This window comes from Saccharothrix sp. ST-888, assembly GCF_000955975.1.
In the GTDB taxonomy this organism is placed as follows: domain Bacteria; phylum Actinomycetota; class Actinomycetes; order Streptomycetales; family Streptomycetaceae; genus Kitasatospora.
The window spans coordinates 1-13,827 of sequence record NZ_JYJF01000091.1; the positions used below are offsets into that span (position 1 = coordinate 1).

Genomic DNA, 13,827 nt, shown 5'->3' on the forward strand with positions numbered 1-13,827 from the left:
GCGGCACCACCATCCGGGCCGGCGAGGGCATCCTCCCGCTCAACAACTCCGCCAACCACGACGAGAGCGTCTTCCCCGACGCCGACACCCTCGACATCCGCCGCGAGGACGCCCGCAGCCACCTCGCCTTCGGCTACGGCATCCACCAGTGCATCGGCCAGAACCTCGGCCGGATCGAGCTCGAAATCGTCTACGGCACCCTCTTCAAGCGCATCCCCGACCTGAAACTCGCCGCCCCGCTCAGCGAGTTGAAGTTCAAGGACGACGCCATGGTCTACGGCATCTACGAACTGCCCGTCACCTGGTGACCGGTCCTCTTCCCGTCATACCCGAATAGAGGTTCGCTGCCATGCGTGTCAGCATCGACTCCGACCGGTGCGTGTCGGCCGGCCAGTGCGTCATGCTCGCCCCCGACGTCTTCGACCAGGACGACGACGGCATCGTGATGCTGCTCCAGGAGGAGCCGCCCGAGGACCTGCACGCCGTGGTCCGCCAGTCGGCCTCGCTGTGCCCGGTCCGGCTCATCCAGCTCTCCGAATAGCCCCCGTACCCGCTGTGCCCTGCCGGACGCCTCTGCCTCCGGCAGGGCACAGCGGGTTCTCCCGTCCTGCCGGTTGCCGGAGCTGCCGGCTGCTGCGGACCGGTGCGGCGGCGTCACCGCTCGGCGATCAGCAGGGTCTGCAGGATCCGGCCGCAGTCGCCCGCGGTGTCGTCGAGCCGCCCGAAGGCCAGCCCCGAGCCGTCCGGGCTCGCGGCCGTCGCCGCGCTCAGGCACAGCCACTCGCCGACCGGATCGCGGTGCAGTGCCAGCGTGACATCGGTGTTGATGACGAGTCGGCGCACGTGGTCGAGTTCGAAGGCGACGGCCCAGTTGCTGTCCGCGAGCGTGAGCGCGCGGGTCAGCGGGGTGTCCTCCTCGCCGGCCACGAGCGGGATCCGCTGCCGGGCCCACGCCGCGCCGGGCCCGGGGGTGTCGAACCCGCTCCCCGGTGCGAAGCGCCACTCCATCGCCGAGACGTACCCGCCGAGATGGGCACCGGTGAACCCGTGCGGCTGCTGCGGCCCCGGCAGCGGCGGCGGGCCCGGGTCCGGGCGCAGCGCCGGGGTGTCCTGCGGACTCGCGGCGATCCGCCAGGCCCGCGCCAGCATCACGGACTGGCCGCCCGAGGTGAGTTCGCCCTCCAGGAGTTCCGTGCGGCCGCCGGAGCGGATCGTGCGCACCTCGACCCGGAGGTCGCCGACGGGCACCGGACGCGGGATCTCCAGCGACACTCGCGCCACCCGGAAGCCCGCGCGCGCCTCATGCCGTTCGAGCGCGCGCCCGATCAGCGCGGACGGCGGCCCGGCGTGCTGCGTCTTCGGGCTCCACGGTCCCGCCGTGGCGGCCGTGCTCTCGAAGCACCCGTGGCCGAGACTCCGGTAGAAGGACTCGGGCAGCTCCGCCGAATCCGGCGTCATACGCCTGACCCCTCTCGTTCTCTGGGCGCGTCCGGTCTCCCGAACGCGCCCGGTCTCCCTGGCCGGTCGGACTTCCCGCACGGGCCGGGCCGGGTTCCTCCCCGCACAGGTATATCGGCCGCCCGGAGCGGGCCGGGAGCAGCCGGAACGCCATCTTCCGAACGGTTTCGGACACCGGCGGTTCGGGCACCGGCGGTTCGGACACCGGCAGCGAGGCCCACGACCGCACAGACGTCCGCCGTCCGCCGTGGACCCGGTGCGGCCCGTCAGCCGGTCAGGACGTCCTGCGGGTAGCGGTGGTCCAGGTGGCTGCGGTCGCCGTGGACGAAGTTGGCCACCAGGTCGTCGGCGACCTGGAGCACGGTGTCCCGGCCCTCCACCGTGGCAGCCCACTCGGGCGGGAGGGCGGCCAGCCCGTAGGCGGCGCCGAGCAGGTTGCCGCAGACGGCGCCGGTGGAGTCCGAGTCGCCGGAGTGGTTGACCGAGAGCAGCAGGGCCTGGCGGACGTCGCCGGTCCGGGCCGCGTGCAGTGCGCAGTAGACGGCGATGGCCAGGCACTCCTCGGCGATCCAGCCGAGGCCGACCTGCTCGACCCCCTCCGAGGTCGCCGGGCCGCTGTCGGCCACCGCGATCGCCCGGCGCAGGGCCGCGACGGTCTCGGCTCCACCGGGCTTGGCCTCGACCTGGGCGATGGTCTCCTGGAGTGCCCGGCGCAGCTCGGTGCCGGTCGCCACCCGGTCGACCAGAGCCGCGAAGGCACCGGCCGAGAGGTAGCCGGTGGGGTGGCCGTGCGTCAACTGGGCGCAGGTGGCGGCCAGTTCGAAGGAGAGGTCCGGGCCGAACCGAGCCAGGCCGAACGGCGCCGAGCGCATCACGGTGCCGCAGCCCTTGGAGTTGGAGTTGACCGGGCCGAACCTGCCGAACTCCACCGGGGTCTTGAAGCTGCTGCGCTGATCGGCGAGGCCGGTCGTGCAGGCGTTGCCGGGCGCCCGGCTCGCGTACAGGAAGGGCTGGGACAGCAGCCAGCCGTCCGGCGCGGCCTCGGGCTTCGGCAGACGCTGCGTCAGCATCCAGCGCTGGTATGCCTCGCACATCACCGGCGCGAGATGGGCGCCGGGCGGACAGCGCAGCAGACCCTCGGCCGTGAACACGCATGATAGTCGTTGTAGCTGCCGCCATCAACCGACCCCTGACCTGCGGAAACGTCATCAGGTTCGAGCAGGGGAAGGTCCAACGACAGCCTGATGGAGTCGGCCTCCAGGTCTTCGTGGCCCTCCAGGGCGGCGGCGATGCGCTCCACCTGTCGCGCGGTCAGGCGGTAGGACTTAACGCCATCCTCCGGCTCGTCCTGGTCCTCCGGCGCCGGCTCCAGTCCGTTGATGATGCGCACCTGGCGCATCCTCAGCTCGAAACGTGCTGCCGCACCGAGCCTCTTGTCAGCCTCAATCAGCCGTTCCAACTCTGACAGTTCTGGCATTCCAACTCCCGCGCCCGCAGATCTTGCGGAGATGCTATCGACTGACACGGACAGCCCGCAGTCGTTCGGGGCAGCTCAACTACCCTTCGCAGGTGGACTACATGAGACGCGGTGATCGACGGCGACGTGTACCCCCTGGTGCTCCGTCGGCGCCTCCTGGAACGCGAGAGCCCCGGCGGTGAGCGGCTACCGGCCGGGGCTCTGCTTATTCGGTTGGCTCGTGTCAGACGGCTTGAGGCTGCTCCGCCTTCTCCCAACGCTGACTCTTGATGGAGTGCATGTGCTGGGACTGCTCGGACGGGAACGGGAATCCGCCCACCATGGCGCAGACCTGGTGCTCCTGACACAGAACCGGCAACCCAACGCTGTCCGGGTTCTCCCAGGCGATGTACGGGGCGTCGACGCTGTGCCGCTCCTTCGCGTGTGACTGCCGGTTGCGGATTTCAACCCAGAAAGGCTCCGCTGAGCCTTTCGCGTGCTGCTCCGGGCAGACCACCTGGGGGACCCCCTCCTTCTTCGCCCCCTTCTTGGCCGGCTTCGCCCGGGACGTTGCGCTCGACCTCTCTGAGATCGTTTTGGTGGTGTCCTTGGCTTTGTGCGGAGGCGGGGCAAGCCCCTTGAGGTGATTGATCAGCCCACGTTCGGTCATGTACCCGAACCCGACCTCCTCGCACCCCGGGTGCGCTTGACATGCGTGCGGGAGCGGCGCACCGTCGGGCATGGTCCACAGGATTTCCTGCGCCGATTTCCCGTGCCGACGCGCGTGGTCGTTGCGCCGGCTGTAGCCCACCTGCTCCTCGGGGTCGCAGTCCCGGCAGAGGATGAACACCCGCTCCGGCTGCGACGGCTCCTCATCCAGCTTGAGAAGCAACTCGGCGAGCGGAAGGGTCGGTTGCGGGTCGATGTCGACCGCACTCATAGCCTCTTGCGCTGCGAGCCCGGCGGCAATCGCCTCCCGAACAACCCGGGGCACCCCAGGGATACTCCCGTCCGCTCCTGCTGGTTCGTCAACCTCTACCTCGACCAATGCGCGGAGCTTCGCGTAGTGGGCCCGGTAGCAAGGCTTACAGAAGCTCACTTCGAGGTGCTCACCCCGGTCGAATGAGATCGTGTGGTGCTCTTCCGCAGCCACAGCGTCGCCGAATTTCGCGCAGGAGACGCAGGCAGGAATCGTGAGTTGCACCATCACGCGATCCTCGGGACGGGCAATGGGTGGACGGTAGCCGACCGGGGGCCCCGGAGGAGCTTGAGCCATGCCAGGTTGAGGGCCGCCTGCGCGTCCTTGTCCTGTGGCACCTGGGCGAACTCTTCGCGGTAGCCGTCCGGCCATTCGTAGGTGAGATTGCCGAAGCGGTTTCCGTACCGGTCCCACTTCTCATGGCGGAACGTGCCGCAGCGGACGCACTCCATGGTGATCCGCCAGCCTGCGCCCTCTTCCTTGGGGAGGTTGGTAGCCGTGGCGTTGTCCTCGTCCAACCAGTGCCGCTTGGCCCGGCGGCAGCGGAGGTAGTTGGGGTTGTTCTTCGCGAAGCGGCGGCCGGCCTTCGTGGATTCAGACAGGGATGGGCGCACGAGTCTCGCTCCCTCGCTTGAAGATCGTTGCGGGAGCAACATATCGGGCAATTTCAGCGATTTGCATAGCCAATCGAGGCGGTCAGCCTAACGGGTCAGATCCACGCGAACAGCCAAGATCCTTGGGACAACTGGGTCGTTCGTGAACATCGTGGGCATGGGGGTGGATCGACTGTGCAGAGGTGAGGGGCGCGTCGCAGCGGTTCTATCCCGTTCCGTCCCTCTTTGTTCCACGAGAGCTCCAGCCGAAGGGCGTGCCGCTAGCCCGCTGAGCTGGCACTCCTCAGTTACGCTGCCCGAACTGGCGAGCCTGCGCCGAATGGAGGACCACATGGCGGCTTACCTGAGGATCATCCGGGAAGACGATCTCGATAAGACCCCCGGTGCCAGCCCGCTGGCGTTCGCCTGGGACGGCCAGGAGTACGAGATTGACCTGAGCCCTGAGCACCGGGAGGAGTTCGAGAGACGGATAGCCCCGTACATACGCGCCGCGCGTCCCGTCAAGCAGACCCGCGACCACGACGGGATCCACCCCGAAGCCCCGCCGCAGGCGGAAGTACGCAAGTGGCTCAGGGAGTTGGATGTCCCCGTGTGCCCCAGCGGCCCACTACCCGGCCACCTGCTGACCGCCTTCCGGAGTGCGCTGGCGCACGCACAGGGGGTACAGCCGGGGGCTGGTTCCTCTGAGGGACCCAATCTGCCGGTGATCTCCGAGGAGGACTGGCAGGAGGCATACAGGTGCAACTTGTCGCGCGTCGCTGAGGTCAACCTCCGGACCGTGGTAGATGCCGGCGGCCGGTTCCCAGGCGAACCCGACGCCAGCACGATGGCCAGCCTGCGGGGCCTTGAGCGCAGAGGCTGCATGAAGGACGGTGAAGTGACCGGCGTCGGCATGGCCTACCTGGAGCTGCTCGACATGCCGTACCGCTGGTGACGAGGCCGCACTCCGCCGAACTTGGGAAGCGCGGCCCTGTCAGACAGCCCCTCAGGCACCAGCAGCATCGGCCAGTTCGAGGTAGGCCAGGCCAGCACCGTTGATGTACCCGTCCTTGCCGAGCCCCTTGCCCACGAGCGCCTTGATAATCGCGCCCGCCGAAGAACCGCGTCGCACGAACTCACCGCCGTTCTCTTGGGCCTTGCGCAGGTGCTCGATCCCCTCGTCCCCGACCTTCTTGCGGCCCCTGAAGATCACGGCGGCGATATCCCGGTCCTCGTCGGTGATGGGGGCAGGTTGCGCCGGAGCCTCCTGCGCGGGTCGCGCAGCGGTCGTCCCCTTCGGGCTGACTTCGGCTCCAATGCTGGCCCCGTACGCCTCGCGGACGTGGGCCGCCACACGGCCCCGATCGTTGACCTCGTAGCCGTTCTCCTTGGCCCACACACGGATCTTCGCGGTGTCCGAAGCGCCGGCCGCCGGGCGCCCTGCGCCACGACCTGCGCCACGCCGGACCGTGGTGAGCTGCCCCCGCTGCTTGCGCCCCTTCTCGACGTACGGGGCGAGCAGGGCGCGCAGCTTCTCCGCGTTCACCGACTTCAGGTCGATCTCGTACACCGCGCCGTCGAGGGCGAACGTTACGGTCTCGTCCGCCGTGCCGCCGTCGAAGTCGTCCTCAAGAAGGACCTGCACTCGCTGAGCCATTGATTGTTCTCCTGCCTTGTTGATTTCGTGCATTAAAGTATTTAAAGCGTGCGACACCAAGGCCCCCGCGTCCGGCTACGAACACGGGGGCCTGAGGATGGCTCAATTACTGGCTGTCTGGATTTACGTATTTCAGATTGAATGCGGCGACGGTTTCGTCCCCGAGTTCTGTAAGGCCCTCGATCCGCCAGGCGCCCCGGCGCTCCGCGTCGCCGGTCTCAAGCCAGGTGACGACGATCAGCCCCCGGTCCTCCAAGGCGCGGACCTCGTTGACCCTCCAGCTGGGCTGCTCGAACCGACCGATTGGGCCGGGAGCATCGGCGATGGCGTTGAGCTTCGCCGCCTGGGTGTCGCGCAGCTGGCACTTCTGGCCGTCCTTGTCCCAGTAGACGATCTTCGGCGTTCCTGTCCATCGGCTTTGGCTCATGGCCGTATTCTGCTCGACCTCGGCTGACAGCAGCACACCGGCTCGGACCTGAGGGACTACCGGGCTTGTCAGGGCGCGGCTACTCCTCGCAATCGTCGCACTCAACGTACCCATCGATCGAGACCCGGTCGGGCTCGACAGAGCTGCCGTCGTAGCCTTCGATCTTCTCGTGGCCATTCGGGCATCGGTAGGTGACCTCCGCGTGGATGGGAGTCATTCGCGTCATTTCAGTCCACTCTCTCCTTCTTGGACATGCCGTGCACTCCTACGGGAAGGGTCGGCCGCAGAGCCGTGAGTCCTGCGGCCGGGAACAGGACTACTGGGCGTCGGCCCAGGCGTCGAGGAAGTCGGCGTGCGGCTTCGCCGCCCGCTTGAAGATCTCGGTGCGCCAGGTGGCGTCGGTGAACTCGAAGACGCCGAGCCGTGCACCGATGTGGCGGCGCACCAACTCCGGGGTAAACGGGTGCTGGGCGCTCTCGTTGATCAAGCCAAGCTGCTTGGCAATCTGGAGTCGGATGAACACCTTCTCCCAGTTCTTCTCGGTCACGTTGGAGACACCGAGAGTCAGGCTGACGCTGGGGTCGACCAGCAGGAGATTTTGCTCCGGTTGCTGTTCGATCGAGTGACCAGGCATACCGCGCCTTTCTTGTTGTGGTTTTGTCCGTCGGTCAGCTCATTCCACCTCCCGACACGCCGACGCCCGGCTACCCCGCAGGGCTCCGGGCGCCGTCGAACCGGTCAGGTCAGATCTGATCGCGGATCAGCCGCAGCTGGTGCTTCTCATGCGGGTTCAGGTCGCAGCCCATCTCCAACAGCACGCAGCGCAGCTCGTCAGCGTGGCCTTTCACGATCTCGATGGCTTCCTCCCGACTAAAGGAGCGGGCGTCGACGTTAAAGACCAGCCACTCGGGCCGGTGGCCCGGCACCCGCTGAACCTTCCAGAGGGGTTTCTCCTGGCCGATGCCGACCTTCACGTACACCGAGTTGTAGCCGGGGTGAAAGTTGACCCGCTCCAGGAGCTGCCAGTACGAAGGCAGCGGGACGCCCCAGTGGATGCGGCCGTCCGCATACCAGTCCTTCTTGCGGATTTCGATGTAGGGGCGATCGAAGTCGGGGACCGGCGCGCCGCCGGGCTGGACGCTGTCCGGCAGGGGCTGAGGCGCGCGAGTCATCTGTGCCCACGCGGCGGTCCAGGCCCTGGCGTACACCTCCTGCTCCGTCTCACCGTCAGCGACGACCATGACGAGCGTGTCATCGCCCTTGTCGAGAAGTTCCGGGTACTGGAAGACGATCGAGCGTTCCATGATTTCCTCCCCTTGGAATGCGAAAGGGCGGCCGAAGCCGCCCGGTTGGGTGATGCGCGTGGTTACTGCTGCGGAACGTCGGCAGCCACGGTCTCGGTCTGGACGACGCGCTGGAAGGTGGTGCCCTTCAGGGGCACCACACGGTTGGCCTTCCAGTACGGCTGGTAAATCACGGCGTGGGTGCCGGTCACCTCGGTCAGCAGGCCCGGGAAACCCTCGAAGGAGGGCCAAGCGGTGACCTCCGTGCCGACCCATGTCTTGAGGTCATCCGCCGCCGGGGACTTGAAGTAGTCGTAGTCGCCCTTGCGTTCGGGAGCTGCGCCGGGCTCGGCGGGCTTAGCCGCCAGGCCGGCCGCCATCGATCGGATCGCCTTGCGGTGGTTGGATTCCAGCTCGTCGGCCTTGGCGGTGAAGAACTGCTCATGCCCCTGACGCGAGATCCGGTGGATGGTCGCCTTGCCGCCTCGGCCGTTCCGCTCGATGACCAGCATGGCGATACCGTTCGGCGCCTGCTGGGTGCGGGCCTCGACCACCAGGCCCACCGTGCGGTTACCCTCGCCGTCGTAGATCGCGATCCACTTCCCAGCCCGCGTCGGGTGGATGCGCATCACCGGGATCGGCCGCGTCCCGAGCTTCTGCTGGTCGTCCAGGATCTTCTTGATCGCCTTGTCGTCGCGCATTGCGTGTCTCCGTTCTTCGTACGTGTGGCTGTGCCTCAGTCGCGGACGGCGGAGATGTGGCCGGGGAAGATCACGGCGACAGACCCCTCCTCGTCGCACTCACCCACGGCCGGGTGGACCTCGCCGTCGCGCACGTTGAGGAAGATGCCGTGCTCCTTGAACGCCTTGAGGCTGGCGTCCCTGCGGGCAGCCGACACCGTGTCACCCACCGCGTGGATCACTACCGGGTCGCTTCCCCCGTATAGGTCGACGATCAGCGTCCACTTGCCCGCGTTCGGGTCCTCCGCCTGCTCAATCTCGTCCACCAGGTAGTCGATGACCTGGCCTACCTCGTACTCGAAGTCGGTGGTCGTCTTATCCCAGTCGTGCTGGCTGCCGTACGGCACGTCGCCGTTGGCGTCCCGCAGCTTGTCGCGTGCGGCGTCACGGTCGGCGATCAGTTCCTTGACCCGGTCCAGGTAGGACATGCGCGTACCTCTCAAGAAAGGAAGCGGGCGGCCCATCGCGGACCGCCCACTCAGTCAACTAGTCGGAAATTCGGCCGACTGCCAGCCACTTGGGTAGTGCGGCCGAGGATTTTTCACCGGTGAGCTATCCGAGCCCGACAGCCCGGCGGAGCGCGTCCTTCTCCTGGCGGTCGATCCAGCGGTCCAGCTGCGGGCGGGCGAGGTCGGCGCTCGGCCAGCCGCCGGGGCCAGCCATGTCGTAGCCGGCCGCGTCAAGCACGACTGCCAACATGTCCATGGCCTCCTGCTCGGCGGCGTCGGCCTGCTGCACCTTCTTGAACTGATGGGCGTTCTTGCCGTCCGGGACCTGGGCGTGGACGCGGTGCCGCTCGTCCTGCCGCTTCCGCGCGTGCTCGTAGGCCGCCGCGATGATCGGGTGCTCCTCGCCGAGCGAGCCGATCAGGTAGAGGTGCCCGACCGCTTTCAACGCCTGGAACGGGTCGTCGTGGGGCTTGGTGGCGTCGATGGTGCGGTTGGTGTGCCGAACGGTGCCCCAGTACTTCTCCTTGACCTGGTCGAAGAAGACGGTGCCGATGCAGAGGCTCGTGAGGTCGGAGTCCAGGTGGACCTTGCCGACTTCGCTGGTGCGCCGGTCCGGCTCGTTGGTCAGCGTGAGGTGGATGTACCCACGCCGATTGTGGTACTCGACAGGCAGAGCGCCATCGCTCATTGCGTTTCTTCCCCTAATACGAAAGGCCCGCCCGGAGTTGGGCGAGCCTCGTTGTGGTGCAGTCCTTGCGTGCCCCGCACCGGATTCGAACCGGCTACCTGCTCCTGACGGGGCTATCCTCCTACCAGCGGGTCTTGTCGAAGTAGTAGAGGTTGCCGGGCTTGGGGCCCTCCAGGCACACCTCGTTCTCACTGAGGACGTGCGTCTTGAAGAACTGCTCCGTGCTGGTGGTGTACTCCATCGGGAAGCCCGGCCAGTTCTCGTTGATGTGTTGAGTCACCAGCTCGTCCACGTCAGTCTCGGTCTTGCCCCGGCAGGACTCGACTACCTTGATCAGCTGGGGCAACGTCCAGTTGCTCTCAGCGTCGCCAAGTGCCCACAGCGCGGCACCCAGCTTGGCGGCGTCCTTGTCGATCTCCTGGTGGACGTACAGGTTGGCCATCATCGCCGCCTCGTGTCCCCCGTCCAGGAGGGCGTGGAACGGCTGCCAGTTGTGGTCTTCGGCGGTTTCGTACGCTGCCGTCCACGCCTCGGCGCCGATCCAGAGTTCGGGGTCATCCGGCACGGGGTCGTTGTGCATACTCCCGAGTTGCTCGGGGGTGAAGCCATCCGGCCACCGTTCGGCGGCGAACTCGATCGCCTTGAACAGCTTCTCCTCGTCCTGCTCGTAGACCTCCGAGTCGCGCAGGTCGAGGAGCTTCAACGCGAGTTCACGGGTTTCAGCAGTGCTGCCGTTCTCGCGGACGTCCGTCTCGTCCCAGTCGTACAGGTCCGCGTGTATCCACGCGTCCTCCCAGTCAACCTGCTTGTAGTGCACGACGTTCTCCTGCCGGTGGAAGTTGCTTCGGCGCTGGGGCAGCAAAGAGGCGACCTCGGCTCGGAGACCGCCTCCCGGCTGTGACGCTCGTTCTCCTACTGGTGGTGGTTGCTGCGGCGGTGTCGCACCAGCAGCAGCTCCATGTCCTCGACGCTGCCGGCCGCGATCGGGTCGTGGTGCAGCTCGCCGTCGCGCTCGAAGCCCTTGTCCCGGTCGATCAGAGCGGCCGGGAAAAACCCGACCCCGTCCCGCTTGATCCAAAACCTGGTGCGGTCGGTGTACCGGCACGGCCCGAGGCAGCGGCACAGGGGCTCGATCGAGAGGATCTCGTAGTGGTTCTGGTGCATGTTGTGCAGCCCCTCGACCATCAGGCGGGCCTCGCGCCACGGCTGGTCGATGTATTGGTTGATGTACGGCGTGTCCAGGACGTACGAGCCGTCGTGATCCGTGCCCTCGACAGCCTCCACGCCCAGGAGAAGCTCCTCGACCTGCACCGCGTCGCCGTGCTCCTTCACCGCCCCGCCGCGACGCCTCCACGACACCGCGCAGACGACCTTCTTGATCTCCGGTTTGTCAGCCATTAGCAGCCCCTCCTCGTTGTTGTCGAACCTCAGCGAGCCCTGCTACCGGTTCGAGTACTTGACCATGCCGACGGGGCCCCACAGGGCGGCGGCATCCAGCACGTCGCTCTCGTCCGGGTCGATCTTGTGCGACCACCCCCAGATGTCGCGCAGCTGGCCCTCCGGAAAGTGCAGCCGCATCAGCCGCTCGCCCCGCTTCCACACCGCATGCGAGCAGGACCCCGAGTCGGTCATCATGTGTCCGCCGTGAAAGCGGAGGACAATCTCGGTGTACGCGTCCCTGTACTGCTTATCCACGACCACGAGCGGCGTCCAGGAGAAGGCCGTGTCCCACTCCGCCTCGTTCGCGGCGACCAGCTCGCGCCGGACCTTGCGCTGCTCCTCGGTGTAGCGTGCGCCGGCCTCGGTGAGGCGCAGCACCGGGTTCGAGAGCTGGTAGGTGTCGTCCGGGTCGACGATGAACCCGACGAGGCCGTCACGGTTGAACTTGTGGACCACGTCGTAGAACTGGCGGGACTGGTGGGGCGCGTCGTGTTCGACGACCGTCCGGACGTCGTTCCACCGCTGCGGCTCCTCCTGCGAATCCAGTACCCGCAGGATCGCGTCGGGCAGCTTGTTCAGATACATCGGCTCCTCGTTTCTGGTGGTAGGTGGTTGGGTCAGCCCAGCTCGGACAGCGGCCCGACCCAGACCTGGACGCCGGTGCGGGTCACCAGGAGAGGCTCCTTGTTGTCGCCGTCACCGACCCAGGTGCACACGCCTCGGGTGCCCAGGAGCATCCGGGCCTTGACCGGCTTCCGCGACTTCACGGTGTTCGCCCGGCCGCCGAACGCGACCCAGTCACCAGCCGGGAGCTCGCCGCACTTCTTCTTTTCCATCGCCATGGTGTCCTCCACTTCAATCACTGACGGCCATCGTCAGGCGCACCCACGTACGCGAAAGGCGCCCACTCGGGGCGCCCTTTTCGGCCTCAGTCAGTCGGTGACTCAGTAGGGGTGGCCGACGCTCGGCTCAGAGCCGGCCGACGCGATGTCGTGCACGTCCTTGCACTCCGGCCGCTCGATGTGAGGGCCCTTGTGCGCTGTGCACCGAATTCGGCGCTTCGTGGCGAACGCCTCGCTCGACGGCAGGAGCCCCGACATGTCGCCGCTGCGCCACTGGTTGTACGCCTCACGCCAGCGGCGGAAGCCCTCCGGGTCGCGGCCCTCCAGCTCCGCCGCGTACTTCTCGAAGTCCGGCCGGACCTTCGCCGCCTCCGCCTCGGTGAGCGGACGCGTCACCTTGTTGTAGTTCTCGTCGCGTTCCCCGGTGTAGATCGGGGCGCCAGGCGTCGACTGGTGCGCGGTCAGGTTGACGTTGAAGTGGATTGTCTGGAGCGTCATCTGCTCGGGCGGGATCATCAGTTCTCCTGGTCAAGTCCGGGGATGCCATCGAGGAACGCAGTGACTTCAGCGTTGGTGGGCGATACGCGTTTCGCTGCCTTCGGCTCTACCAGCGGGTGCCAGCCCAGCGAGAGCTTGCGGGGGAAGACGTGGCGCTTCTGGAGCTGCTCCATGACCTTGTCGGCAGCGTCGCGCATCTCCACCGCCTCGGGCACCCCGTCGTCGCCAGCCTCAAAGGTCATTGCGGCTACGCGGTACTTCTCGGTCTGGGCCAGGATGACCTCCCGGTCCTCCTTGGACAGCACCACCAGGCCGACCACCTGCGCCAGCTCCTCAACCACGAGCTCCAGGGCGCGCTTGTGGGTCTCCGGGTACTTGCCGTTGCCGGTGTACCCTCCGCCGACCCGGCTGACCACGTAGGGCTGGGTGAACCCCTCGTAGAAGCCGATGATCATGCGCGACCCGTCCGGCAGCGGGATTCTGCCGATGACGTTCCGATTCCCGTACGTCTCCGGCTTGAGCGGAACGAGCCTCGCCTTGAGCGACGGCCGACTCAAGTAGCCCTCACCGCACGGCCCGCACACGGCCTCGGTGACCTCGTGCCGCTTGTCGTTCTCCGGCTGGCTGTAGACCAGCACGTGCGTCGCGACTTTGGTGCACGGGTCCCCCGGATCGTGGGTGACTGTCGAGCACCTGGGCGGGATGATTTCCGCCATTTCCCCTCCTTGAATTCTCTACGGGGTGGGCATCAGTTGGTCGAGCCGGTATGTCACCGGCGACCCGCAGCGCGGCCGAGCCGTGACAAAGCCGGTCTTCCAGCTGCCATCGGTGCCCCGGTCTTCGTGGATCACCTCGGTGACAGCGACCACCTGGCCCTCGTTCTGATGGCCCTCGGACACCGTGAACTTCCGCCCCACGTCTGCGACATGGGCGGTCCACATGTCCACCGCCATGTCGTACAGCTCGCCAGGCGGCACATTGAACGGGGTGTCGTAGGACCCGTCCAGGCCCGGACGCTCGGCCTGCGGCCAGACGTACTTCTCCAGCTCGCCGTCGGGCCCCGCCAGCGCGACCCAGTACGCAACCAACTCACCGGCTGCCAGCTGTGTTTCGGTGCTGTCCCCGAATTCGAAGACGGCCCAGTCATCGACTTGACGCACCTCGATATGCGGGTGCATGAATTGCCTCCCTTTGGTTGATAACTACGCACCCGGCGCGGGATTCGAACCCGCCCGCAGTCATGGATGCCCCCATGTCGCGTTCCGAATTAGCCGGGCTACCGAATTAGCCCACGGCCAGCGCCAGACGCCGCCTGGG

General features: G+C 67.0%; 22 protein-coding genes. 3 read left to right on the forward strand and 19 right to left on the reverse strand.

Features of this window, described 5'->3' with window-relative positions; genetic code table 11:
- Together UK12_RS24465 and UK12_RS24470 are read left to right on the forward strand one after the other, a co-directional pair.
- The coding region (locus tag UK12_RS24465) for a cytochrome P450 (protein WP_045305286.1) at positions 1-308 on the forward strand (308 nt) is incomplete at its 5' end.
- 41 nt (positions 309-349) lie between these two features.
- On the forward strand, positions 350-541 hold the full coding sequence (locus UK12_RS24470) for a ferredoxin (protein ID WP_045305287.1): 192 nt from the start codon (positions 350-352) through the stop codon (positions 539-541).
- Positions 542-654: 113 nt separating this feature from the next.
- On the opposite strand, the gene UK12_RS24475 is transcribed toward UK12_RS24470, so the two are convergent.
- From UK12_RS24475 to UK12_RS24495, 5 genes are all read right to left on the reverse strand, one after another.
- On the reverse strand, positions 655-1,458 hold the full coding sequence (locus UK12_RS24475) for a thioesterase family protein (protein ID WP_045305288.1): 804 nt from the start codon (positions 1,456-1,458) through the stop codon (positions 655-657).
- Between the two features lie 266 nt (positions 1,459-1,724).
- Positions 1,725-2,552 (reverse strand): ADP-ribosylglycohydrolase family protein, encoded by an 828-nt coding sequence (locus tag UK12_RS24480; RefSeq protein ID WP_231591368.1) that lies wholly within the window; start codon positions 2,550-2,552, stop codon positions 1,725-1,727.
- Complete coding sequence (locus UK12_RS24485; protein WP_045305289.1) at positions 2,552-2,935, reverse strand: hypothetical protein; 384 nt, start codon at positions 2,933-2,935, stop codon at positions 2,552-2,554. Before UK12_RS24485 ends, UK12_RS24480 begins: the two co-directional genes overlap by 1 nt.
- Positions 2,936-3,158: 223 nt before the next feature.
- A complete protein-coding gene (locus UK12_RS24490) occupies positions 3,159-4,121 on the reverse strand; it encodes a hypothetical protein (protein ID WP_045305290.1) in 963 nt (320 codons plus the stop codon).
- Positions 4,121-4,507: a hypothetical protein gene (locus UK12_RS24495; protein ID WP_045305291.1), complete on the reverse strand. Its 387-nt coding sequence runs from the start codon at positions 4,505-4,507 to the stop codon at positions 4,121-4,123. Before UK12_RS24495 ends, UK12_RS24490 begins: the two co-directional genes overlap by 1 nt.
- A 319-nt stretch (positions 4,508-4,826) precedes the next feature.
- On the opposite strand from UK12_RS24495, the gene UK12_RS24500 reads away from it, so the two are divergent.
- Positions 4,827-5,441, forward strand: a complete 615-nt coding sequence (locus UK12_RS24500; RefSeq protein ID WP_045305292.1) for an Lsr2 dimerization domain-containing protein — start codon at positions 4,827-4,829, stop codon at positions 5,439-5,441.
- Between the two features lie 51 nt (positions 5,442-5,492).
- On the opposite strand, the gene UK12_RS44805 is transcribed toward UK12_RS24500, so the two are convergent.
- The 14 genes from UK12_RS44805 to UK12_RS24570 all read right to left on the reverse strand — a co-directional run bounded on the left by UK12_RS44805 (position 5,493) and on the right by UK12_RS24570 (position 13,688).
- Positions 5,493-6,176, reverse strand: coding sequence for a histone-like nucleoid-structuring protein Lsr2 (locus UK12_RS44805; RefSeq protein ID WP_331386666.1), 684 nt, complete (start codon positions 6,174-6,176; stop codon positions 5,493-5,495).
- A gap of 73 nt (positions 6,177-6,249) precedes the next feature.
- Entirely contained in the window at positions 6,250-6,606 is a 357-nt protein-coding gene (locus UK12_RS24510; RefSeq protein WP_045305293.1) for a hypothetical protein, read from the reverse strand.
- A 280-nt stretch (positions 6,607-6,886) separates the two neighbouring features.
- On the reverse strand, positions 6,887-7,204 hold the full coding sequence (locus UK12_RS24515) for a hypothetical protein (protein ID WP_045305294.1): 318 nt from the start codon (positions 7,202-7,204) through the stop codon (positions 6,887-6,889).
- Positions 7,205-7,313: 109 nt separating this feature from the next.
- Positions 7,314-7,874 (reverse strand): hypothetical protein, encoded by a 561-nt coding sequence (locus tag UK12_RS24520; RefSeq protein ID WP_045305295.1) that lies wholly within the window; start codon positions 7,872-7,874, stop codon positions 7,314-7,316.
- Positions 7,875-7,936: 62 nt separating this feature from the next.
- A complete protein-coding gene (locus UK12_RS24525) occupies positions 7,937-8,554 on the reverse strand; it encodes a hypothetical protein (RefSeq protein ID WP_045305296.1) in 618 nt (205 codons plus the stop codon).
- A 35-nt stretch (positions 8,555-8,589) separates the two neighbouring features.
- Positions 8,590-9,021 carry a hypothetical protein gene (locus UK12_RS24530; RefSeq protein WP_045305297.1) on the reverse strand — a complete coding sequence of 144 codons (432 nt, stop codon included), beginning with the start codon at positions 9,019-9,021 and terminating at the stop codon, positions 8,590-8,592.
- Positions 9,022-9,145: 124 nt separating this feature from the next.
- Positions 9,146-9,730 carry a hypothetical protein gene (locus UK12_RS24535; RefSeq protein ID WP_045305298.1) on the reverse strand — a complete coding sequence of 195 codons (585 nt, stop codon included), beginning with the start codon at positions 9,728-9,730 and terminating at the stop codon, positions 9,146-9,148.
- 121 nt (positions 9,731-9,851) lie between these two features.
- Positions 9,852-10,547: a hypothetical protein gene (locus UK12_RS24540; RefSeq protein WP_156178900.1), complete on the reverse strand. Its 696-nt coding sequence runs from the start codon at positions 10,545-10,547 to the stop codon at positions 9,852-9,854.
- 95 nt (positions 10,548-10,642) lie between these two features.
- Positions 10,643-11,128 carry a hypothetical protein gene (locus tag UK12_RS24545; protein ID WP_045305300.1) on the reverse strand — a complete coding sequence of 162 codons (486 nt, stop codon included), beginning with the start codon at positions 11,126-11,128 and terminating at the stop codon, positions 10,643-10,645.
- 42 nt (positions 11,129-11,170) lie between these two features.
- Positions 11,171-11,755 (reverse strand): hypothetical protein, encoded by a 585-nt coding sequence (locus UK12_RS24550; protein WP_045305301.1) that lies wholly within the window; start codon positions 11,753-11,755, stop codon positions 11,171-11,173.
- A 32-nt stretch (positions 11,756-11,787) separates the two neighbouring features.
- Positions 11,788-12,012: a hypothetical protein gene (locus UK12_RS24555; RefSeq protein ID WP_045305302.1), complete on the reverse strand. Its 225-nt coding sequence runs from the start codon at positions 12,010-12,012 to the stop codon at positions 11,788-11,790.
- Between the two features lie 102 nt (positions 12,013-12,114).
- Entirely contained in the window at positions 12,115-12,510 is a 396-nt protein-coding gene (locus tag UK12_RS24560) for a hypothetical protein (RefSeq protein ID WP_156178901.1), read from the reverse strand.
- Positions 12,511-12,527: 17 nt separating this feature from the next.
- Complete coding sequence (locus tag UK12_RS24565) at positions 12,528-13,226, reverse strand: hypothetical protein (protein ID WP_045305304.1); 699 nt, start codon at positions 13,224-13,226, stop codon at positions 12,528-12,530.
- 18 nt (positions 13,227-13,244) lie between these two features.
- Positions 13,245-13,688 carry a hypothetical protein gene (locus UK12_RS24570; RefSeq protein ID WP_045305305.1) on the reverse strand — a complete coding sequence of 148 codons (444 nt, stop codon included), beginning with the start codon at positions 13,686-13,688 and terminating at the stop codon, positions 13,245-13,247.
- Positions 13,689-13,827: the final 139 nt, after the last annotated feature.